This is a genomic window from Streptomyces sp. MJM8645, from assembly GCF_001625365.1.
In the GTDB taxonomy this organism is placed as follows: Bacteria; Actinomycetota; Actinomycetes; order Streptomycetales; family Streptomycetaceae; genus Kitasatospora.
In genome coordinates, this window is record NZ_LJJF01000001.1 from 6393225 (window position 1) to 6415419 (window position 22195).

At 68.5% G+C, this 22195-nt stretch carries 13 protein-coding genes and 3 rRNA genes; 8 read left to right on the plus strand and 8 right to left on the minus strand.

Annotated features, from left to right (window positions below; translation table 11 throughout):
* Positions 1-12: 12 nt before the first annotated feature.
* From A6F73_RS27235 to mmuM, 6 genes are all read right to left on the minus strand, one after another.
* Complete coding sequence (locus tag A6F73_RS27235; RefSeq protein WP_063350188.1) at positions 13-486, minus strand: hypothetical protein; 474 nt, start codon at positions 484-486, stop codon at positions 13-15.
* Between the two features lie 113 nt (positions 487-599).
* Positions 600-2195, minus strand: a complete 1596-nt coding sequence (locus A6F73_RS27240; protein ID WP_063350189.1) for a glycerol-3-phosphate dehydrogenase/oxidase — start codon at positions 2193-2195, stop codon at positions 600-602.
* Positions 2196-2368: 173 nt separating this feature from the next.
* Positions 2369-3889 (minus strand): glycerol kinase GlpK, encoded by a 1521-nt coding sequence (gene glpK, locus A6F73_RS27245; protein WP_063350190.1) that lies wholly within the window; start codon positions 3887-3889, stop codon positions 2369-2371.
* A 93-nt stretch (positions 3890-3982) separates the two neighbouring features.
* Positions 3983-4702, minus strand: coding sequence for an MIP/aquaporin family protein (locus A6F73_RS27250; protein ID WP_347878553.1), 720 nt, complete (start codon positions 4700-4702; stop codon positions 3983-3985).
* A 298-nt stretch (positions 4703-5000) separates the two neighbouring features.
* Positions 5001-5765: an IclR family transcriptional regulator gene (locus A6F73_RS27255; RefSeq protein ID WP_063350192.1), complete on the minus strand. Its 765-nt coding sequence runs from the start codon at positions 5763-5765 to the stop codon at positions 5001-5003.
* 162 nt (positions 5766-5927) lie between these two features.
* Positions 5928-6872 carry a homocysteine S-methyltransferase gene (mmuM, locus tag A6F73_RS27260; RefSeq protein ID WP_063350193.1) on the minus strand — a complete coding sequence of 315 codons (945 nt, stop codon included), beginning with the start codon at positions 6870-6872 and terminating at the stop codon, positions 5928-5930.
* A 161-nt stretch (positions 6873-7033) separates the two neighbouring features.
* Between mmuM and A6F73_RS27265 the strand changes: the two genes are divergently transcribed.
* From A6F73_RS27265 to A6F73_RS27275, 3 genes are all read left to right on the plus strand, one after another.
* Complete coding sequence (locus A6F73_RS27265) at positions 7034-7945, plus strand: NUDIX domain-containing protein (protein WP_063350194.1); 912 nt, start codon at positions 7034-7036, stop codon at positions 7943-7945.
* A gap of 33 nt (positions 7946-7978) precedes the next feature.
* The gene (locus A6F73_RS27270; RefSeq protein WP_063350195.1) at positions 7979-8551 is read left to right on the plus strand and encodes an NUDIX domain-containing protein; all 573 of its coding nucleotides are present in this window, start codon (positions 7979-7981) and stop codon (positions 8549-8551) included.
* A gap of 130 nt (positions 8552-8681) precedes the next feature.
* Entirely contained in the window at positions 8682-10706 is a 2025-nt protein-coding gene (locus A6F73_RS27275) for an acetoacetate--CoA ligase (protein ID WP_063350196.1), read from the plus strand.
* Positions 10707-10773: 67 nt separating this feature from the next.
* Here A6F73_RS27275 and ptsP read toward each other — a convergent pair whose 3' ends face one another.
* Both ptsP and A6F73_RS27285 read right to left on the minus strand, forming a co-directional pair.
* Complete coding sequence (gene ptsP / locus A6F73_RS27280; protein WP_063350197.1) at positions 10774-12444, minus strand: phosphoenolpyruvate--protein phosphotransferase; 1671 nt, start codon at positions 12442-12444, stop codon at positions 10774-10776.
* A gap of 99 nt (positions 12445-12543) precedes the next feature.
* The gene (locus A6F73_RS27285) at positions 12544-12993 is read right to left on the minus strand and encodes a PTS glucose transporter subunit IIA (RefSeq protein ID WP_063350198.1); all 450 of its coding nucleotides are present in this window, start codon (positions 12991-12993) and stop codon (positions 12544-12546) included.
* Between the two features lie 670 nt (positions 12994-13663).
* On the opposite strand from A6F73_RS27285, the gene A6F73_RS27290 reads away from it, so the two are divergent.
* From A6F73_RS27290 to A6F73_RS27310, 5 genes are all read left to right on the plus strand, one after another.
* A 16S ribosomal RNA gene (locus A6F73_RS27290) occupies positions 13664-15187 on the plus strand.
* 262 nt (positions 15188-15449) lie between these two features.
* Positions 15450-18570, plus strand: a 23S ribosomal RNA gene (locus tag A6F73_RS27295).
* 87 nt (positions 18571-18657) lie between these two features.
* Positions 18658-18774, plus strand: a 5S ribosomal RNA gene (rrf, locus tag A6F73_RS27300).
* The 16S, 23S and 5S rRNA genes sit together here, the layout of an rRNA operon.
* A 98-nt stretch (positions 18775-18872) precedes the next feature.
* Positions 18873-19493: a CDP-diacylglycerol--glycerol-3-phosphate 3-phosphatidyltransferase gene (gene pgsA, locus A6F73_RS27305; protein ID WP_063350199.1), complete on the plus strand. Its 621-nt coding sequence runs from the start codon at positions 18873-18875 to the stop codon at positions 19491-19493.
* A gap of 124 nt (positions 19494-19617) precedes the next feature.
* On the plus strand, positions 19618-22113 hold the full coding sequence (locus A6F73_RS27310; RefSeq protein WP_063350200.1) for a mannose-1-phosphate guanyltransferase: 2496 nt from the start codon (positions 19618-19620) through the stop codon (positions 22111-22113).
* Positions 22114-22195: the final 82 nt, after the last annotated feature.

The window sequence follows — 22195 nt, forward strand, 5'->3', positions numbered from 1 at the left end:
CGGCCCCGACAGCTACCGCAGCACGACCCGCCAACCGTCGCCGCCGTCGCGGCCGCCGGGCCGGAGCACCAGCTCCTTCACCTGCCCGGTGTCGTGGAAGGTCAGCACCACGGTCTGCCGCTCGGCAGGGTCGTCCTGGAAGTCGGCCGTGACGGCCCCCTGGGCGCCCCGTCCGTACTCGCGGACCCAGGCCGCCGAAGCGTCCCCGCTGTCCCCGTTGTCCCCGCCGTCCGAGGCGCCGAGCTCCGCCAGCCGCCCCTCGGCCCCTTCGGCGAGCCGCCACACCAGCTGCTGGACCACGCCGAGCGTGCCGGTGGACGGGTACCCCGTCACCCGCAGGTGCGGATGGGCGGCGTAGTCGGCCTTGTACGCCAGCTCGGCCTCCGAGGCCCCGCCGGAGCACCCGGTGAGCAGCGCGACCGCGAGGCCCGCCGCAGGCAGACCTGCGGCGCGGCGGGCGGTCCGAAATCCAGACAAGATCATCATCAGGGAGAATCATGCGCGAAGGGCGGGCACCCGGAAAACCCGGGTGCCCGCCCTTCGCGAGGCTGCGCCTAGCTGGCTGTGCCTACTTGGTTCCGCGCTTCGCGAGGCTGTGCCTACTTGGTTCCGCGCTTCGCGAGGAAGGCCTCGACCTCGTCCCGGATCTCCGGCGTGTCCAGCCCGCGCACGGTCATCGTGGTGCGGCGCCGCAGCACGTCGTCCGCCGTGTACGCCCACTCGCTGTCGGCCGCGTAGGCGACCTGCGCCCAGACGTCCGGGCCGTCCTCGTGGATCGGCCGGCCCAGCTCCGGGTTCTCGTCGATCATGCGGGCGATCTCGAAGGACAGCGTGCCGTAGTGGCTGGCCAGGTGCTTGGCCACCAGCGGCTCCATCCGGGAGCCCGGGTCGCGGTCGATCAGCAGCCGGTGCGCGACGGCGTTCGGCGCGCCGACACCCGGCAGCGGCACGGTCGCCGCGATCGGGGACATGTCCTCGCCGAGGCTGGTGCCGGGCACGTGCGCCAGCTTCTCCAGCACGGTGCGGCCGATGTGGCGGTAGGTGGTCCACTTGCCGCCGGCGACCGACAGCATGCCGCCCTTGCCCTCGGTGACGACCGTCTCGCGCTTGGCGGCGGCGGTGTCGCCCGGGCCGCCGGGCAGCACCCGCAGGCCGGCGAAGGAGTAGGTGATCAGGTCGCGGTCGAGGTGCTCGTCGCGGATGGCGTGCGCGGCCTCGCCCATGATCTGGTCGATGTCCGCCTCGGTGGCCCGGACGTCCTTCGGGTCGCCGGTGTACTCCTCGTCGGTGGTGCCGAGCAGGACGTGGTCCTCCCACGGGATGGCGAAGGAGACGCGGTACTTGTCGATCGGGATGGTCAGTGCGGCGCGCCACGGCGCCCGGCGCTTGACCACCACGTGGGCGCCCTTGGAGAGGCGGATCGACGGCGCGGCGCCGGCGTCCTCCATCTTGCGCAGGTGGTCCACCCACGGGCCGGTGGCGTTGAGCACCAGGCGGGCGTCGATGCCGAACTCGGTGCCGTCCAGGCGGTCGCGCAGCTCGGCGCCGGTGACCCGGCCGCCGGTGAAGCGCAGGCCGGTGACCTCGGCGTGGTTGAGCACCACGGCGCCGGCGTCGACGGCGGCGCGCACGGTCATCACGGCGACGCGCGAGTCGTTCATCTGGTGGTCGCCGTAGACGGCCACCGAGCGCAGGCCCTCGGTGCGCAGCGCGGGCACCTGCTGGGCGGCGTGCGCGGCGGTGGAGACCCGGCCCATGCCGTCGCGGAAGGCGGACAGCGCGGAGTACAGGAAGACGCCGGCGCCGAGCTTGGGCGCGCTGTGCGGGCCGCCCTTGTAGACCGGTACGAAGAAGGTCAGCGGGTTGACCAGGTGCGGCGCGACGTCGGTGGCGAGCGCGCGGCGCTCCTTGTGGTTCTCGGCGACGAGCTTGACCGCGCCGGTCTGCAGGTAGCGCAGACCGCCGTGGACGAGCTTGGAGGAGGCGCTGGAGGTGGCGCCGGCGAAGTCGCCGCCGTCGACCATGGCGACCTTGAGTCCGGCCTGGGAGGCGGTCCAGGCGACGGCCGTGCCGAGGATGCCGCCCCCGATCACCAGCAGGTCGTAGGTGGCCTTGCCGAGCAGCTCACGGGTCTCGGCGCGGGAGGCGGTGCGGCCGGCGGTGCGCTCGGCGCCCAGGGTCGGGATGGTTGCCATGGTGGTTGTGTACGGCGCGCGGGTCAGGCGGCGCCGTTACTCCTCTCGTGTGCGGTGCGGCCTCTGCTGAGAGGCCGGTCGGCCCGGTGCGGCGGGCCGGTGAAACGCGGTGACACCCGCTGCCGGAACGGCGGGCGGCCGGTCGGGGCTCGGGGCCCCGACCGGCTTGTCGGTCAGTCGGTCTCTTCTTCCTCCACCCACCCCATGGTGCGCTCCACGGCCTTGAGCCACTTCTTGTACTCGCGCTCGCGAGTGGCCTCGTCCATGCGCGGGGTCCATTCGGCGGCGCGGTGCCAGTTGGCCCGCAGGGTGTCGAGGTCGGTCCAGAAGCCGACGGCGAGCCCGGCCGCGTAGGCGGCGCCGAGGGCGGTGGTCTCGGCCACGTACGGGCGCTCGACCGGGGCGTCCAGGACGTCGGCGATGTTCTGCATGAGCAGGTTGTTGCTGGTCATGCCGCCGTCGACCTTGAGGGCGGTGAGCTCGACGCCGGAGTCCTTCTGCATGGCGTCGACGACCTCGCGGGTCTGCCAGGCGGTGGCCTCCAGGACGGCCCGGGCCAGGTGGCCCTTGGTGACGTACCGGGTCAGGCCGGCGATCACACCGCGGGCGTCGGAGCGCCAGTACGGGGCGAACAGGCCGGAGAAGGCCGGGACGAAGTAGGCGCCGCCGTTGTCCTCGACGGTGTTGGCGAGGGTCTCGATCTCGGCGGCGGTGGAGATGATGCCGAGCTGGTCGCGCAGCCACTGGACGAGCGAGCCGGTGACGGCGATCGAGCCTTCCAGGGCGTAGACCGGGGCCTGGTCGCCGATCCGGTAGCCGACGGTGGTCAGCAGGCCGTGGTACGAGTTGACGATCTTCTCGCCGGTGTTGAGCAGCAGGAAGGTGCCGGTGCCGTAGGTGGACTTGGCCTCGCCCTCGTCGAAGCAGGTCTGGCCGAACAGCGCGGCCTGCTGGTCGCCGAGCGCGGAGGCGACCGGGACGCCGGCCAGGTCGCCGACGGCCTCGCCGTAGACCTCGGCGGAGGAGCGGATCTCCGGCAGGACGGCCATCGGCACGCCGATCGACTCGGCGATCTTGTCGTCCCACTGCAGGGTGTGCAGGTTCATCAGCATGGTGCGGCTGGCGTTGGTGACGTCGGTGACGTGCTTGCCGCCGTTGACACCACCGGTGAGGTTCCAGATCACCCAGGTGTCCATGGTGCCGAACAGGATGTCGCCGGCCTCGGCGCGCTCGCGCAGGCCCTCGACGTTGTCCAGCAGCCAGCGGATCTTCGGGCCGGCGAAGTAGCTGGCGAGCGGGAGGCCGGTCTCGCGGCGGAAGCGGTCCTGGCCGACGTTGCGGCCGAGCTCGCGGCAGAGGCCCTCGGTGCGGGTGTCCTGCCACACCAGCGCGTTGTGGACCGGCTCGCCGGTGTTCTTGTCCCACAGGACGGTGGTCTCGCGCTGGTTGGTGATGCCGATCGCGCGGATGTCGTCCTTGGTCAGGCCGGCCTTCTCCAGCGCGCCGCGGACGACCGACTGCACCCGGGTCCAGATCTCGGCGGCGTCGTGCTCGACGTAGCCGGGCTGCGGGAAGATCTGCCGGTGCTCCTGCTGGTCGACGGCGACGATCCGGCCGTCGGCGCCGAAGATGATGCAGCGGCTGGAGGTGGTGCCCTGGTCGATCGCGGCGATGTAGTTGCCAGTGGAGGTCATCAGAGGGTCCTCGGCTCAGGATTCGGGGGTTCGGGGTGGGTGGGCCCGACGTAGTGGTCGGTCCCCGTGCTCGGCGGGTTCGAACCCGGCCCTTTAGAACATCGCGTTGTACAGACCGCCGGCCAGCGCGCCGCCGATCAGCGGGCCGACGACCGGAACCCAGGCGTACGACCAGTCGGAGCCGCCCTTGTTCGGGATGGGCAGCAGCGAGTGCACGATGCGCGGGCCGAGGTCGCGGACCGGGTTGATCGCGTAGCCGGTGGGGCCGCCCAGCGAGAGGCCGATGCCGACGACCGTGAGGGCCACGATCAGGGTGCTGAGGCCGCCGGCGGCCAGACCGTCGTTCTTGCCGAGGGTGAGGATCGCCATGCAGAGGATGAAGGTGCCGATGACCTCGGTGACGACGTTCTGGATCGGGTTCCGGATCTCGGGCCCGGTCGAGAAGATGCCGAGGGTGGGCTCCTCGTTGGCCTGGAACTGGCCGAGGTAGGTGAGCCAGACCAGCACGGCGCCGATCATCGCGCCGAGGAACTGGGAGCCGAGGTAGAGCGGCACCTGGTTCCAGTCGCCGCTCTTGATGGCGAGCGCGATGGTGACGGCCGGGTTGAGGTGGGCGCCGGACTTCGGAGCCGAGATGTAGGCGGCGATCAGGACCGCGAAGCCCCAGCCGAAGGTGATCGCCAGCCAGCCGGCATTGAGGGCCTTCGACTTCTTGAGGGTCACGGCGGCGCAGACGCCGCCACCGAGAAGTATCAGGGCGGCGGTGCCGAGGGTTTCGCCGACGAAGACGTCGCCGTTGGAGAACGCGGACACAAAGACTCCCTTGTCCATATGGCCCGGAGGTGTGGGTGGGGGCGGCCGGCCGATCGTTGTGCGGGTGAGCGCATCGGGGGATTGATCTTCCCGGCCATCGTTCGACAATGTCGACCGTTATGCGGAAGCTTCCTCCCCTGGTTGCCCTCGCGTCAAGGCAGGGTTACGGAGCTGTGACCCTTCCCCCGAAGTTACCCAGCGGAGCGGGCCAAACCGGGGCAAAACGCCAAGGCGCGGACAGGCCGATGCCCGTCCGCGCCTCAGCGTGACGATGTGGCCGCCGGTGCGGCCCGGGGTTTCAGAAGCGCCCGGCGCCCAGATCGCGCGAGATCGCCCGTGCCGCGCTGCGCACCGAGGCCACCAGCGACGGCTTCACGAAGCCGTCCTCGCAGACCCGCTCCACCGGGCCGCTGATGCACACCGCGCCCACCGGGTTGCGCCGCCGGTCCTGGATCAGCGCGCCGATCGAGGCCACGCCCTCCCAGGTCTCCTCGATCGAGTCCGTCCAGCCGCGCTCACGGATCAGCGCGCACTCGGCGTCCACGTCGGCCGCCTCGGTCAGTGTCCGCAGGGTGTACGACTCGTACGGCCCGTCGCCCAACTCGCCGCGCGCGACCGGGTCGTAGGCCAGCAGCACCTTGCCCAGCGCGGTGCTGTGCAGCGGCTGCATCGAGCCGACCTCCAGCACCTGCCGGGTGTCGTCCGGCCGGAAGACGTGGTGCACGACCAGCACGCCCTGCTGGTGCAGCACCCCCAGGTAGACGGTCTCGCCGGCCGCCCGGGCCAGGTCGTCCGCCCAGACCAGCGCCCGTGCCCGCAGCTCGTGCACGTCCAGGTAGCTCTGCCCCAGCCGCAGCAGTTCGGCGCCCAGCTGGTACTTGCCGCTCTCCGGGTCCTGCTCGACGAACCCCTCCTGCTGGAGCGTGCGCAGGATGCCGTGCGCGGTGCCCTTGGCGAGTTCCAGCGCCGTCGCGACCTCGGACAGGCCCAGGCGGCGCTCACCGCCGGCCAGCAGGCGCAAGATCGCGGCGGCCCGGGAGAGCGACTGGATCGGGCCGGGCATGGGGACCTCCGCGCTGACAGGCGGTCGACATTGTCGACCGCAGTGGTAACGGGACGAGTCTGCCAGGCCGTCGCCGGTCCGTGCACCTTCCCCCTCGGTAACCCGCGCTCGGCCGTCCGTTAACCTCCGCCGCCCGCCGCGCCGCTCACACTCAGACGTCCCTCACTCCCCGACGTCGTTCGAGCGCCCCCGGCGCACCGCGACCTCCGCCGCCAGCGCGGCGATCCCGTCCGGCCCCACCCGGCAGCAGCCGCCCACCAGCCGTGCGCCGCCCGCCAGCCAGCCGCCCACCCGGGCCGAGCGGAACGTCGGCTCGCCGCGCCAGTCCCGGCGCGCGGCGTCCCACTCCTCCCCGCTGTTCGGGTACACCGCCACCGGCTTGCCGGTCACCTCGGCCGCCAGCGCCACCGCCCGGTCCGCGTCCTGCGGGGTGCAGCAGTTCACGCCCACCGCCAGCACTTCGTCCACCCCGGCCGCCAGCGCGAACGCCTCCGCCAGCGGCTGGCCCGCCCTGGTCCGGCCGCCCGCCACGCTGAACGACAGCCAGGCCGGCACGCCCAGCCCGCGCACCAGCTCCAGCAGCGCCCGCGCCTCGTCCGCGTCCGGCACCGTCTCCAGCGCCAGCACGTCGGGCCCGGCCGCCGCCAGCGCCTCCAGCCGCGGCCGGTGGAAGGCCACCAGCTCCGCGGTGCTCAGCCCGTACCGGCCCCGGTACTCCGAACCGTCCGCCAGCACCGCCCCGTACGGCCCCACCGACGCCGCGACCCAGCGCCGCCGCCCGCCCGGCTCGGCCCGTGCCGCCTCCCGGGCCAGCTCCACGCTGCGCGCCAGCAGCCGTGCGGCCTGGGCCCGGCCCACTCCGCGCCGGGCGAAGCCCTCGAAGCTCGCCTGGTAGCTCGCCGTGATGGCGACGTCGGCCCCGGCCGCGAAGTACGCCCGGTGCGCCGCCACCACCGCCTCCGGCGCGTCCGCCAGCAGCCGCGCCGACCACAGCTCGTCGAGGAGGTCGTGCCCGGCCGCCGCCAGCTGGTTCGACATCCCGCCGTCCAGCACCAGCGGACCGGCCGCCAGCGCCGCGGCGAAGTCCGGCGGGGGAGCAGTGGACATGGGGCCTCCTCGGGCGCGGTCGTTCCTGTTCACAGCCTAGAAGCCGGGCATCCCCGCGGACCCGGAAAACCATTTGCCGCCGGGGAACGGAATCGCTACGTTGTGCTCAGCCAGAGAACGACAGCACCCCGTACGGCGGCGAGCGCGGAGAGGAGCCGGTGATGGAAACGGACGACCCGTCCACCCCGCCCCCGACCACGCCCGCGAGCGAGCAGGACGAGCAGGAGTGGCTCGCCGCCTACGACCCGCGCGCCTACGCCCCGATCGCCGTCACCGTCGACGTGGTCGCCCTGACCTTGCGCCACAGCGGCCTGCACGTCCTGCTCGTCCAGCGCGGCGCCCCGCCCTACCAGGGCTGCTGGGCCCTGCCCGGCGGCTTCCTGCGCGCCGGTGAGGAGAGCCTGGACGAGGCCGCCGCCCGCGAACTCGCCGAGGAGACCGGCCTGCTCGGCGGCTCCGAAGTCGAGGCCGCGCTCTGCCGCGTCCACCTCGAACAGCTCGGCACCTACGGCGCCCCCGAGCGAGACCCGCGCATGCACATCGTCTCCGTCGCCTACCTCGCCTTCGCCCCCGACCTGCCCGACCCGCAGGCCGGCACGGACGCCGCAGCCGCCACCTGGCACCCCGTCGCCGACCTCGACCTGGGCACCCGGCCCGGCGGCCGACCCCGAGCCGCCGGTGCGCCCGCCGACACCCACGGGGGTGGTGTCGGCGGGCCCACCGGCCAGTCCTCCCGCACGCTCGCCTTCGACCACGCGCGCATCCTCGCCGACGGCCTCGACCGCGTCCGGGCCAAACTCGAGTACAGCCCGCTCGCCACCGCCTTCCTGCCCTACGACTTCACCATCCCCGACCTGCGCGCCGTCTACGAGGCCGTCTGGGACGAGAAGCTCCACCCCGGCAACTTCCACCGCAAGGTCCTCTCCGTCCCCGGCTTCGTCGAGAGCACCGGCGCCACCACCGCCCGCGGCGGCGCCCGCGGCGGCCCCCGGGCCCGCACCTACCACGCCGGAGACGCCAGCCTCCTGCACCCCGCCCTGCTCCGCCCCACCCGCGACGGCGAACTCCGCTGACGGCCGCCGCGCGCACCCGGCTACCATCCGGCCATGACCACTGACGATCCGACACACGCGGTCAACCAGCCGTTCTCCCACTGCCACTTCTGCGGCACCTCCTACCCGGCAGGCACCGACCGCTGGCCCCGCACCTGCCCCGGCTGCGCCGAGATCAGCTACCGCAACCCGCTGCCCGTCGTGGTCACCCTCCTCCCGGTCACCCGCCCCGACGCCGACCCCACCCTCGTCGTCATCCGCCGCACCATCGAGCCCGGCTACGGCCAACTCGCCTTCCCCGGCGGCTACGTGGACTACGGCGAGAGCTGGCAGCAGGCGTGCGTGCGCGAACTGTGCGAGGAGACCGGCATCCTGGCCGACGCCGCCGACATCACCCTGGTCGCCACCGACTCCGACGCCAGGGGCGGCTTCCTCTGCCTCTTCGGCCTGCTCCCGGCTCGCCCGCTCGCCGAACTCCCGCCCTCGCGCCCCACCGACGAGACCGACGGCTGGCAGCTCGCCGCCCCCGACACCCCGCTCGCCTTCCCCTTCCACACCCGGGTCTCCCGCTCCTGGTTCGGCGGCGAGTTCAGCGGTGAGTCCAGCGGCGGAATCTCCGGCCGCTGACCGGCCCGGCACCCACCGGGCGGACCCTGGCGCAGCGGCCGCTCACATGGCATGGTCTGCACCGACAGCCCAACCGGACGGGCCTGCCACAAGCACTCCCGTCCCCACCACCGGCCGGGAGACCACCACCGTGAGCACCCCACCCCAGGACCAGCCGCTCTGGCGCCCCAACCCCGCTCGCGCCGCAGCCACCAGCCTGGTGGCCTTCCAGGCCTGGGCCGCCGAACACCACGGCGCCCCGGCCGCCCCGCTCGCCCCGGCCGCCGACGACCAGCAGGCCGCCCAGCGCTACGCCGACCTGCACGCCTGGTCCACCGCCGACCTCGACCGCTTCTGGACCGCGATCACCCAGTGGTTCGACGTCCGCTTCACCCAGGCCCCCGAGGCCGTCCTCGCCGACCCCGCCATGCCCGGCGCCCGTTGGTTCCCCGGCGCCCGCCTCAACTACGCCGAACACGCCCTGCGCGCCGCCGAGGACCCGGCCAACGCCGACCGCCCGGCCGTCCTGCACCTCGACGAGACCACCGAACAGCCGGCCGTCCTCACCTGGTCCGAACTGCGCCGCCAGGTCGGCTCGTTGGCCGCCGCCCTGCGCGCCCGGGGCATCGGCCCCGGCGACCGCGTCAGCGCCTACCTGCCCAACATCCCGCAGGCCGCCGTCGCCCTCCTCGCCACCGCCGCGGTCGGCGCGATCTGGACCAGCTGCGCCCCCGACTTCGGCGCCCGCAGCGTCCTGGACCGCCTCCAGCAGATCGAACCCGCCGTCCTCTTCGCCGTCGACGGCTACCACTACGGCGGCAAGGACCACGACCGCACCGAGGTCGTCGCCGAACTGCGCCGTGAACTCCCCACCCTGCGCACCGTCGTCCACGTCCCGCTGCTCGGCGCCCCCGCCCCCGAGGGCGCCCTGCACTGGGACGACCTGGTCGCCGACGACGTCGAGCCGGTCTACGAGGCCGTCCCCTTCGACCACCCGCTCTGGGTGCTCTACTCCTCCGGCACCACCGGCCTGCCCAAGGCCATCGTCCAGAGCCAGGGCGGCATCCTGCTCGAACACCTCAAGCAGGCCGGCCTCCACCTCGACCTCGGCCCCCGGGACCGCTTCCTCTGGTACACCTCCACCGGCTGGATGATGTGGAACTTCCTGCTGGCCGGCCTCCTGGTCGGGGCCACGATCGTCACCTACGACGGCAGCCCCGGCCACCCCGACACCGGCGCGCTCTGGTCGGTCGCCGCCCGCACCCGCGCCACCGTCCTCGGCACCTCCGCCGCCTACGTGATCGCCAGCCGTAAGGCCGAGCTGCACCCCGGCCGGGACCTCGACCTCTCCGCCGTCCGCTGCATCGGCACCACCGGCTCCCCGCTCCCGCCCGACGGCTTCCGCTGGATCTACGCGGAGGTCAAGGAGGACGTCTGGCTCGCCTCCGTCAGCGGCGGCACCGACGTCTGCTCCTGCTTCGTCGGCGGCGTCCCCACCCTGCCCGTCCACCTCGGCGAGATCCAGGCACCCTGCCTCGGCGCTGCCGTCGAGTCCTGGGACGTCCAGGGCCACCCGCACACCGACACCGTCGGCGAACTCGTCGTCACCAAGCCCATCCCGTCCATGCCCACCGGTTTCTGGAACGACCCCGAGGGCACCCGGTACCACGACAGCTACTTCGACATGTACCCCGGCGTCTGGCGCCACGGCGACTGGATCACCGTCACCTCCCGCGGCACCGTCGTCATCCACGGCCGCTCCGACTCCACGCTCAACCGCCAGGGCGTCCGGATGGGCTCCTCGGACATCTACGAGGTCGTCGAACGCCTCCCCGAGATCGCCGAATCCCTGGTCATCGGCCTGGAGGAGCCCGACGGCGGCTACTGGATGCCGCTGTTCGTCGTCCTCGCCCCCGGTGCCGAGCTCGACGAGGGGCTGACCGGCCGCATCCGCACCTCGCTGCGCACCGAACTCTCCCCGCGCCACGTCCCCGACGAGGTCATCGCGGTGCGCGGCCTCCCGCACACCCTCACCGGCAAGCGCATCGAGGTCCCGGTCAAGCGGATCCTCTCCGGCACCCCGCTGGAGCAGGCCGTCAACCCCGGCTCCGTCGACGACATCGACCACCTGCGCTTCTTCGAGCAGCTCCGCCGCGACCGGCAGAGCCCCGCCTGACCGGAAACGCCGAAGGGGTGCTCCCACCGGACCCGGTGGGAGCACCCCTTCCTGCTGTTCGCCCGTCCTACTCGCCCGACAGCACCTGCTGCGCGGCGGCCCGCGCCTCCTCGGCGCTGTCCGTCGCCCGGGCCGCCTCGGCCGCCCGGCGGCACTGCGCCAGCGTGTACTTGGCCAGCGTCGAGCGCACGTAGGGGATCGAGGCCGAGCCCATCGAGAGGCTGGTGACGCCCAGACCGGTCAGCACCACGGCCAGCAGCGGGTCGGCGGCCGCCTCACCGCAGACGCCGCAGCTCTTGCCGGTCGCCTGCGCCGCCTCGGCGGCCGCGGCGATCAGGTCCAGCAGCGCCGGCTGCCACGGGTCCTGCAGCCGGGCCAGCGCGCCCACCTGACGGTCGGCGGCGAAGGTGTACTGCGCGAGGTCGTTGGTCCCCAGCGACAGGAACTCGACCTCCTGGAGGATCGACCGGGCCCGCAGCGCGGCCGACGGGATCTCCACCATCGCGCCGAACTTGGCCTCCAGCCCCGCCTCGCGGCACGCCTGGGCGAAGTCCTTGGCGTCCTTGCGGTCGGCCACCATCGGGGCCATCACCTCAAGGTGCACCGGCAGGCCTTCGGCGGCCCTGGCCAGCGCCCGCAGCTGCGTCCGCAGCACCTCCGGGTGCTCCAGCAGGGTGCGCAGACCGCGCACACCGAGCGCCGGGTTCGGCTCGTCGGCGGGGGTGAGGAAGTCCAGCGGCTTGTCCGCGCCCGCGTCCAGCGCCCGGACCACGACCCGGCCCTCCGGGAACGCCTCCAGCACCTTGCGGTACGCCTCGACCTGCTTCTCCTCGGTGGGCGCCTTCGCGGAGTCGTCCAGGAAGAGGAACTCGGTCCGGAACAGGCCGACGCCCTCGGCGCCGTTCTCCAGCGCGGCCGGCACGTCCGCCGGGCCGCCCACGTTGGCCAGCAGCGGCACGCGGTGGCCGTCCGAGGTCTGCCCCGGGCCGGAGGACGCGGCCAGCGCGGCCTTGCGCTGGGCGGCGACCGCCCGCAGCTCGTCCTGCTTCTCCTGCGAGGGCTCCAGCAGCACGTCACCGGAGCTGCCGTCCACGGCGACGACGGTGCCCTCGGCGACGTCCGTCGCAGCGGGCAGCGCGACCACGGCCGGCACGCCCAACGCCCGCGCCAGGATGGCGCTGTGGCTGGTCGGCCCGCCCTCCTCGGTCACGAAGCCGAGCACCAGCGTCGGGTCGAGCAGCGCGGTGTCGGCCGGCGCCAGGTCCCGCGCGAACAGCACGTACGGCTCGTCGCTGTCCGGCACGCCCGGCATCGGCACGCCCAGCAGCCGGGCCACGATGCGGTTGCGGACGTCGTCCAGGTCGGCGACCCGCCCGGCCAGGTAGTCGCCGGCGGAGGCGAGCAGCGCCCGGTAGGCGGCGAAGGCGTCGTACACACCGCGCTCGGCGCTGCTGCCGACGGCGATCCGGCGGGACACGTCGGCCATCAGCTCCGGGTCCTGCGCCATCAGCGCCTGGGCCTCCAGGACGGCCTGCGCCTCGCCACCGGCCAGGTTGCCGCGGGCGATCAGGTCCGCGGCGACCGCCTCGACGGCGGCCTGAGCGCGGGCCTGCTCGCGCGGGGCGTCCTCGGTCGGGATCTGGGTGGCCGGGGGCTCCAGCACCGCCGTCCCCATGTGCCGCACCTGGCCGATCGCGACCCCGTGGCTGACACCCACGCCGCGCAGCGTCTTCTTCATGTCACCTGTCTCCGCTGAGAGGAGCGGCCCCGCCGGGAACCGCTGTGTGCCGGGCCGCCCCGACAACTCCTGCGGGGCGGGTGTGTGCAAAGTAAGAGGTCAGTTCCAGCTGAACAGGGCCTCGCCGGAGACGGCCTCGCCGTCCTCCCGCAGGCCGCCGAGCGAGTCGGCGTTCGCCTCCAGCGCCACGATCGGCGAGATGGGTGACTTGCCCGCGGCCTCGACGGCGGCCGGGTCCCACTTGATGACGGCCTGACCGCGGGTCACCGTGTCGCCCTTGTTGACCAGCAGCTCGAAGCCCTCGCCGTTCAGCTGCACGGTGTCGATCCCCAGGTGGGTCAGTACACCGTGGCCCTCGGCGTCCACCACGACGAACGCGTGCGGGTGCATGGAGACGACGACGCCGTCCACCGGAGCGACCGCCTCGGTCGGCCGGCGCTCCGGGTCGATCGCGGTGCCGGGGCCGACCATCGCGCCGGAGAACACCGGGTCGGGCACGCCGGCGAGCCCGACGACCTTGCCGGTCAGCGGCGACGTCACAGTGGTCATGGTTGTGCCTCCCAAGTGAGCGGTACAGCGAGCGGCCGCGAGCAGCGGCAGGACGATCGACTGAAGCCTAAATCATGTCAACTTCGGACATCTGCTGACATTCCCGGGCGAAGACCCACGCCCAGCCCGGCCCGTCGTCCGGCGGCTCACCGACCGTTTAGTGGTCTAGTCCTCTTAGTCGATGCGCCGCACTCTACAGGCATCTTGGCGAATCGGGACCATTGCTGTATATGCTCGCGAGAGCAACAAATCATGCCGCCGACCGGGTGACACCGGGAGCGCCTCGATTCGCACTCCGGCGGGCGACCCGCTATGGTTGGGCGAGTCGCCGCGACTTGGCGGTTAACACCAGATTTCAGATGCGAAAACCTCCGGTAAACGGGGCGGAAAACATCTGGTAAGCTGGGAACACGAAAGAACGAAGCGCCCGGAGGGCCCGCTGGAAGGCGGCCTGAAGGAAGTGTCCGTTCCTTGAGAACTCAACAGCGTGCCAAAAGTCAACGCCAGATATGTTGACATCCCCGGCCTCAGATTCTTCTGGGGTTGGAGATTCCTTTTGAAGTAAAACACTAGCGAGGACGCAGTGCGCGGGACCGCCCTATTCCGGTGGTTGCCGTGCCGCTCAACGCGGGTGTCGACCGGCCTCCTTCAATGTGGGGCCGAGTAAACATTCACGGAGAGTTTGATCCTGGCTCAGGACGAACGCTGGCGGCGTGCTTAACACATGCAAGTCGAACGGTGAAGCCCTTCGGGGTGGATCAGTGGCGAACGGGTGAGTAACACGTGGGCAATCTGCCCTGCACTCTGGGACAAGCCCTGGAAACGGGGTCTAATACCGGATATGACCTTCCTCTGCATGGGGGTTGGTGTAAAGCTCCGGCGGTGCAGGATGAGCCCGCGGCCTATCAGCTTGTTGGTGGGGTAATGGCCTACCAAGGCGACGACGGGTAGCCGGCCTGAGAGGGCGACCGGCCACACTGGGACTGAGACACGGCCCAGACTCCTACGGGAGGCAGCAGTGGGGAATATTGCACAATGGGCGAAAGCCTGATGCAGCGACGCCGCGTGAGGGATGACGGCCTTCGGGTTGTAAACCTCTTTCAGCAGGGAAGAAGCGCAAGTGACGGTACCTGCAGAAGAAGCACCGGCTAACTACGTGCCAGCAGCCGCGGTAATACGTAGGGTGCGAGCGTTGTCCGGAATTATTGGGCGTAAAGAGCTCGTAGGCGGCCTGTCGCGTCGGATGTGAAAGCCCGGGGCTTAACCCCGGGTCTGCATTCGATACGGGCAGGCTAGAGTGTGGTAGGGGAGATCGGAATTCCTGGTGTAGCGGTGAAATGCGCAGATATCAGGAGGAACACCGGTGGCGAAGGCGGATCTCTGGGCCATTACTGACGCTGAGGAGCGAAAGCGTGGGGAGCGAACAGGATTAGATACCCTGGTAGTCCACGCCGTAAACGTTGGGAACTAGGTGTTGGCGACATTCCACGTCGTCGGTGCCGCAGCTAACGCATTAAGTTCCCCGCCTGGGGAGTACGGCCGCAAGGCTAAAACTCAAAGGAATTGACGGGGGCCCGCACAAGCAGCGGAGCATGTGGCTTAATTCGACGCAACGCGAAGAACCTTACCAAGGCTTGACATATGCCGGAAACGGCCAGAGATGGTCGCCCCCTTGTGGTCGGTATACAGGTGGTGCATGGTTGTCGTCAGCTCGTGTCGTGAGATGTTGGGTTAAGTCCCGCAACGAGCGCAACCCTTATTCTGTGTTGCCAGCATGCCTTTCGGGGTGATGGGGACTCACAGGAGACTGCCGGGGTCAACTCGGAGGAAGGTGGGGACGACGTCAAATCATCATGCCCCTTATGTCTTGGGCTGCACACGTGCTACAATGGTCGGTACAAAGGGCTGCGATGCCGCGAGGCGGAGCGAATCCCAAAAAGCCGGCCTCAGTTCGGATTGGGGTCTGCAACTCGACCCCATGAAGTTGGAGTTGCTAGTAATCGCAGATCAGCATGCTGCGGTGAATACGTTCCCGGGCCTTGTACACACCGCCCGTCACGTCACGAAAGTCGGTAACACCCGAAGCCGGTGGCCTAACCCGTAAGGGGAGGAGCCGTCGAAGGTGGGACCAGCGATTGGGACGAAGTCGTAACAAGGTAGCCGTACCGGAAGGTGCGGCTGGATCACCTCCTTTCTAAGGAGCACATGGCCGCTTGCAGGCGAATGTCCTGCACGGTTGCTCATGGGTGGAACGTTGACTATTCGGCACACTGGGTTGGCATCCGCTAGTACTGCTTCGGCGTGGAAGACGGATTGTTGATCGGGTGTGTCGGGCACGTTGTTGGGTCCTGAGGGAATGGCCGTGAGGCTGTTTCTTCTAGGATGCCGGTCCCATGCTTGTTCAGGTGGGTGACTGGTCGTTGTTTGAGAACTGCACAGTGGACGCGAGCATCTGTGGCCAAGTTTTTAAGGGCGCACGGTGGATGCCTTGGCACCAGGAACCGATGAAGGACGTGGGAGGCCACGATAGTCCCCGGGGAGCCGTCAACCAGGCTTTGATCCGGGGGTTTCCGAATGGGGAAACCCGGCAGTCGTCATGGGCTGTCACCCGCTGCTGAACACATAGGCAGTGTGGAGGGAACGCGGGGAAGTGAAACATCTCAGTACCCGCAGGAAGAGAAAACAACCGTGATTCCGGGAGTAGTGGCGAGCGAAACCGGATGAGGCTAAACCGTGATGGTGTGAGACCCGGCAGGGGTTGCCATCGCGGGGTCGTGGGATTTTTCTTGACCGGTCTGCCGGCCGGTCGGCGAGTCAGAAACCGTATGGGTAGTCGAAGGACATGCGAAAGGTCCGGCGTAGAGGGTAAGACCCCCGTAGACGAAATCTGTACGGCTCGTTTGAGAAACTCCCAAGTAGCACGGGGCCCGAGAAATCCCGTGTGAATCTGGCGGGACCACCCGCTAAGCCTAAATATTCCCTGGTGACCGATAGCGGATAGTACCGTGAGGGAATGGTGAAAAGTACCGCGGGAGCGGAGTGAAATAGTACCTGAAACCGTGTGCCTACAAGCCGTGGGAGCGTCGTCGTGGTCTTCGGATCACGGCCGTGACTGCGTGCCTTTTGAAGAATGAGCCTGCGAGTTTGCGGTGTGTAGCGAGGTTAACCCGTGTGGGGTAGCCGTAGCGAAAGCGAGTCCGAATAGGGCGGTTGAGTTGCATGCCCAAGACCCGAAGCGGAGTGATCTAGCCATGGGCAGGTTGAAGCGCGGGTAAGACCGTGTGGAGGACCGAACCCACCAGGGTTGAAAACCTGGGGGATGACCTGTGGTTAGGGGTGAAAGGCCAATCAAACTCCGTGATAGCTGGTTCTCCCCGAAATGCATTTAGGTGCAGCGTCACGTGTTTCTTGCCGGAGGTAGAGCACTGGATAGGCGATGGGCCTTACCGGGTTACTGACCTTAGCCAAACTCCGAATGCCGGTAAGTGAGAGCGTGGCAGTGAGACTGTGGGGGATAAGCTCCATGGTCGAGAGGGAAACAGCCCAGAACACCGACTAAGGTCCCTAAGCGTGTGCTAAGTGGGAAAGGATGTGGAGTCGCAGAGACAACCAGGAGGTTGGCTTAGAAGCAGCCACCCTTGAAAGAGTGCGTAATAGCTCACTGGTCAAGTGATTCCGCGCCGACAATGTAGCGGGGCTCAAGCACATCACCGAAGTCGTGTCATTGCAGCATGAAGGGCCAACGCCTGCTGTGATGGGTAGGGGAGCGTCGTGTGCCGGGTGAAGCGGCGGTGGAAACCAGTCGTGGACGGTATACGAGTGAGAATGCAGGCATGAGTAGCGATACAAGAGTGGGAAACTCTTGCGCCGATTGACCAAGGGTTCCTGGGTCAAGCTGATCTGCCCAGGGTAAGTCGGGACCTAAGGCGAGGCCGACAGGCGTAGTCGATGGACAACGGGTTGATATTCCCGTACCCGCTTTGAAGCGCCAACGCTGAACCAGGTGATGCTAAGGCCGTGAAGCCGGCCCGGAGTCTTCGGACAAAGGGACGTGGTGGAGCCGCTGAACCAAGTCTGTAGTAGGTGAGCGATGGGGTGACGCAGGAAGGTAGTCCAGCCCGGGCGGTGGTTGTCCCGGGGTAAGGGTGTAGGCCGAGTGATAGGCAAATCCGTCACTCATTAAGGCTGAGACCTGATGCCGAGCCGATTGTGGTGAAGTGGATGATCCTATGCTGTCGAGAAAAGCCTCTAGCGAGTTTCATGGCGGCCCGTACCCCAAACCGACTCAGGTGGTCAGGTAGAGAATACCGAGGCGTTCGGGTGAACTATGGTTAAGGAACTCGGCAAAATGCCCCCGTAACTTCGGGAGAAGGGGGGCCATTCCTGGTGACGGCACTTGCTGTCAGAGCTGGGGGTGGCCGCAGAGACCAGCGAGAAGCGACTGTTTACTAAAAACACAGGTCCGTGCGAAGCCGTAAGGCGATGTATACGGACTGACGCCTGCCCGGTGCTGGAACGTTAAGGGGACCGGTTAGCTTGGATTCGTCCAGGCGAAGCTGAGAACTTAAGCGCCAGTAAACGGCGGTGGTAACTATAACCATCCTAAGGTAGCGAAATTCCTTGTCGGGTAAGTTCCGACCTGCACGAATGGCGTAACGACTTCTCGACTGTCTCAACCATAGGCCCGGTGAAATTGCATTACGAGTAAAGATGCTCGTTTCGCGCAGCAGGACGGAAAGACCCCGGGACCTTTACTATAGCTTGATATTGGTGTTCGGTTCGGCTTGTGTAGGATAGGTGGGAGACTTTGAAGCAGCAACGCCAGTTGTTGTGGAGTCGTCGTTGAAATACCACTCTGGTCGTGCTGGATGTCTAACCTGGGTCCGTGATCCGGATCAGGGACAGTGTCTGGTGGGTAGTTTAACTGGGGCGGTTGCCTCCTAAAGAGTAACGGAGGCGCCCAAAGGTTCCCTCAGCCTGGTTGGCAATCAGGTGTTGAGTGTAAGTGCACAAGGGAGCTTGACTGTGAGACTGACGGGTCGAGCAGGTACGAAAGTAGGGACTAGTGATCCGGCGGTGGCTTGTGGAAGCGCCGTCGCTCAACGGATAAAAGGTACCCCGGGGATAACAGGCTGATCTTCCCCAAGAGTCCATATCGACGGGATGGTTTGGCACCTCGATGTCGGCTCGTCGCATCCTGGGGCTGGAGTAGGTCCCAAGGGTTGGGCTGTTCGCCCATTAAAGCGGTACGCGAGCTGGGTTTAGAACGTCGTGAGACAGTTCGGTCCCTATCCGCTGTGCGCGTAGGAGTGTTGAGAAGGGCTGTCCCTAGTACGAGAGGACCGGGACGGACGAACCTCTGGTGTGCCAGTTGTCCTGCCAAGGGCATGGCTGGTTGGCTACGTTCGGGAGGGATAACCGCTGAAAGCATCTAAGCGGGAAGCCTGCTTCGAGATGAGCACTCCCACCTCCTTGAGAGGGTAAGGCTCCCAGTAGACGACTGGGTTGATAGGCCGGATATGGAAGCCCTGTGAGGGGTGGAGTTGACCGGTACTAATAGGCCGAGGGCTTGTCCTCAGTTGCTCGCGTCCACTGTGTTGTTCTGAAACAACGACCCCAACCCGTTTGGCTACGGGGTTGGTGCGGTTGACAGTTTCATAGTGTTTCGGTGGTCATAGCGTGAGGGAAACGCCCGGTTACATTCCGAACCCGGAAGCTAAGCCTTACAGCGCCGATGGTACTGCAGGGGGGACCCTGTGGGAGAGTAGGACGCCGCCGAACAATCATTCGAGAGAAGCCCCCGCCGGGTGAACCTGGCGGGGGCTTTTCTGTTGTAGGGTCAACGTGCATTGTCATCACACGGGACAGGAGGCCCCCGGGTGGAGGTCCAGGAGACGCGGGTCCAGACCGATCGCGTCCTCACCATCCCCAACCTGCTCAGCATGGGCCGGCTGGTCGGTGTTCCGCTTTTTCTCTGGCTGATTCTCTGGCCGGTTTTCGATGGCCCCAACAACGATGGTTGGGCGCTGCTGATCCTGATGCTGAGCGGTGTCAGCGACTACCTCGACGGGAAACTCGCGCGGCGGTGGGGGCAGGTCAGCCGGGTGGGGCAACTGCTCGATCCGCTGGCCGACCGGCTCTATGTGCTGTCCACGCTGGTCGGTTTGACCTGGCGTGAGATTCTTCCGTGGTGGGTGACGGCGATTCTGCTGGCCCGGGAAGTGTTTATCGGCGCGCTGCTGCCCATTTTGAACCGGCACGGTTACGGGCCGCTCCAGGTGAGTTTTCTGGGGAAGGCCGCGACCTTCAATCTGATGTACGCGTTTCCGCTTCTCCTGCTCGGCAGCGTGGACAGCTGGATCGCGCGGCCGGCCGAGGTGGTGAGCTGGGCCTTCATCTGGTGGGGGACCACGTTGTACTGGTGGGCCGGTATTCTTTACGCGGTTCAGGCCAGGCGGATCACCCGAGCGGGCTCGACGGGCTCCGCGTCCGCAGTCTGAGACGTGATCTGAGAGAAGTCCCACGCCGCATCGGTGCGTCGGACGATACCTTCCGGGTAGGGATCCCTCTGGAACGGTTTGATGGACCTGTAGGTCCACCACCGCAAAGGAGGACGCACCCGTAATGAAAGCCGTTGTCATGGCAGGGGGCGAAGGAACCCGACTCCGCCCGATGACCTCAAGCATGCCAAAGCCGCTGCTTCCGGTGGCCAATAGGCCGATCATGGAGCACGTGCTTCGGCTGCTGAAGCGGCACGGCCTCTCCGACACCGTCGTCACCGTCCAGTTCCTGGCCTCACTGGTCAAGAACTACTTCGGTGACGGCGAGGACTTGGGCATGCATCTGACCTATGCCCACGAGGAGACGCCGCTAGGCACCGCGGGGAGTGTCAAGAACGCCGAGGACGCGTTGAAGGACGACTCCTTTCTGGTGATCTCCGGTGACGCACTGACCGACTTCGACCTCTCGGAATTGATCGACTTTCACCGCAGCAAGAACGCACTGGTCACCGTCTGTCTCACCAGGGTGCCGAATCCCCTCGAGTTCGGTATCACGATCACGGACGACGACGGACGGGTCGAGCGCTTCCTGGAGAAGCCGACCTGGGGGCAGGTCTTCTCGGACACTGTGAACACCGGTATCTACGTGATGGAACCAGAGGTCTTCGACTACGTCGCAGCAGGTGAGTCCGTCGACTGGTCGAGTGACGTCTTCCCGCAATTGTTGAAGGAGGGCAAGCGGGTCTACGGCTACGTCGCCGAGGGCTACTGGGAGGACGTGGGCACCCACGAGAGCTACGGCAAGGCCCAGGCGGACGTCCTGGAGGGCAAGGTCGACGTCGAGCTCGACGGGTTCGAGATCTCGCCGGGCGTCTGGGTGGCCGAGGGTGCGGAGGTGGACCCGGAGGCGGTGCTGCGCGGGCCCCTGTACATCGGGGACTACGCCAAGGTCGAGGCCGGTGTCGAGATCCGCGAGCACACCGTGCTCGGCAGCAACGTGGTGGTCAAGCGCGGGGCCTTCCTCCACAAGGCGGTCGTGCACGACAACGTCTACATCGGGCCGCAGAGCAATCTGCGCGGCTGCGTGGTCGGCAAGAACACCGACGTGATGCGGGCCGCCCGGATCGAGGACGGCGCGGTGATCGGGGACGAGTGCCTGATCGGCGAGGAGTCGATCATCGGTGCGAACGTCCGGGTCTATCCGTTCAAGACCATCGAGGCCGGCGCCGTCGTCAACACGTCGGTGATCTGGGAGTCCCGCGGCCAGGAGCACCTGTTCGGTGTCCGTGGCGTGTCGGGGATCCTGAACGTCGAGATCACCCCGGAGCTGGCCGTGCGGTTGGCCGGCGCGTACGCCACGACCTTGAAGAAGGGGGCGACCGTCACCATTGCGCGTGACCACTCGCGTGGTGCGCGTGCGCTCAAACGGGCGATGATTTCGGCGCTCCAGACGTCGGCCATAGACGTTCGCGACCTGGAGAACGTGCCGATGCCGGTCGCCCGGCAGCACACCGCGCGGGGGAGTGCGGGCGGGATCTTCCTGCGGACCACGCCGGGGGTGCCCGACTCGCTGGACATCCTCTTCTTCGACGAGCGCGGGGCCGACCTCTCGCAGGCCGGCCAGCGCAAGCTGGATCGCGTGTACGCGCGCCAGGAGTACCGGCGGGCCTTCCCCGGTGAGATCGGGGACCTGACCTTCCCGTCCAGCGTCTTCGACTCCTACGCGGGCAACCTGCTGCGGGCCGTCGACACCACCGGGGTCCGGGAGGCCGGACTGAAGGTGGTCGTGGACACTGCGCACGGCAGCGCCGGCCTGGTTCTGCCGAGCATCCTCGGGCGGCTCGGAGTGGAGGCGCTCACCGTCTCCAGCGGGCTGGACGAGGCGCGGCCGACGGAGGACGCGGAGGAGCGGCGGGCCGGGCTGGCCAGGCTCGGCGAGCTGGTGGCCTCTTCCCGGGCGGCCTTCGGCGTCCGCTTCGACCCGGTCGGCGAGCGGGTCGCGTTCGTCGACGAACTGGGCCGGGTGATCGACGACGACCGGGCACTGCTGGTGCTGCTGGACCTGGTCGCGGCCGAGCGGCGCAGCGGGCAGGTGGCGCTGCCGGTGACCACGACCCGGATCGCCGAGCAGGTCGCCGCGTACCACGGCACCCAGGTCATCTGGACCACGACGACGCCGGACGACCTGGCGAAGGCGGCCGCCACCGAGGGCACGGTGTTCGGCGGGGACGGGCGCGGCGGTTTCGTGGTGCCGGAGTTCAGCGGAGTGCTGGACGGGGCCGCGGCCTTCGTGCGGTTGGTCGGCCTGGTGGCGCGGACCCAGCTCACGCTGAGCCAGATCGACGCGCGGATCCCGCAGGCGCACATCCGTCGCCGGGACCTGGCGACGCCGTGGGCGGCCAAGGGGATGGTGATGCGCTCGGTGGTCGAGGCGGCCGGCAGTCGGCGGCTGGACACCACCGACGGCGTCCGGGTCGTCGAGGCGGACGGGCGCTGGACGCTGGTGCTGCCGGACCCGGCCGAGGCGACCACCCACCTGTGGGCGGAGGGCCCGGACGACGAGGCGACCGAGGCGCTGCTGGACGAGTGGGCGGCGGTGGTCGACGGGGCCGGGCGGTGACGACACCGGCCTGATCGTCCGACGGTCCTGACGGTCGGGGCGCGCGGCATGGTCCGCGCGCCCCGCTGTCCGTTTTCACACT

What these genes read in the sequence shown, in the direction of transcription:
- mmuM (WP_063350193.1), bottom strand. Translation starts at nt 6,872, where the DNA reads ATGTCCACTGCTCCCCCGCCGGACTTCGCCGCGGCGCTGGCGGCCGGT.
- ptsP (WP_063350197.1), bottom strand. Translation starts at nt 12,444, where the DNA reads ATGAAGAAGACGCTGCGCGGCGTGGGTGTCAGCCACGGGGTCGCGATC.
- A6F73_RS27285 (WP_063350198.1), bottom strand. Translation starts at nt 12,993, where the DNA reads ATGACCACTGTGACGTCGCCGCTGACCGGCAAGGTCGTCGGGCTCGCC.
- A6F73_RS27270 (WP_063350195.1), top strand. Translation starts at nt 7,979, where the DNA reads ATGACCACTGACGATCCGACACACGCGGTCAACCAGCCGTTCTCCCAC.
- A6F73_RS27255 (WP_063350192.1), bottom strand. Translation starts at nt 5,765, where the DNA reads ATGCCCGGCCCGATCCAGTCGCTCTCCCGGGCCGCCGCGATCTTGCGC.
- A6F73_RS27240 (WP_063350189.1), bottom strand. Translation starts at nt 2,195, where the DNA reads ATGGCAACCATCCCGACCCTGGGCGCCGAGCGCACCGCCGGCCGCACC.
- A6F73_RS27235 (WP_063350188.1), bottom strand. Translation starts at nt 486, where the DNA reads ATGATGATCTTGTCTGGATTTCGGACCGCCCGCCGCGCCGCAGGTCTG.
- A6F73_RS27310 (WP_063350200.1), top strand. Translation starts at nt 19,618, where the DNA reads ATGAAAGCCGTTGTCATGGCAGGGGGCGAAGGAACCCGACTCCGCCCG.
- A6F73_RS27265 (WP_063350194.1), top strand. Translation starts at nt 7,034, where the DNA reads ATGGAAACGGACGACCCGTCCACCCCGCCCCCGACCACGCCCGCGAGC.
- glpK (WP_063350190.1), bottom strand. Translation starts at nt 3,889, where the DNA reads ATGACCTCCACTGGCAACTACATCGCCGCGATCGACCAGGGCACCACC.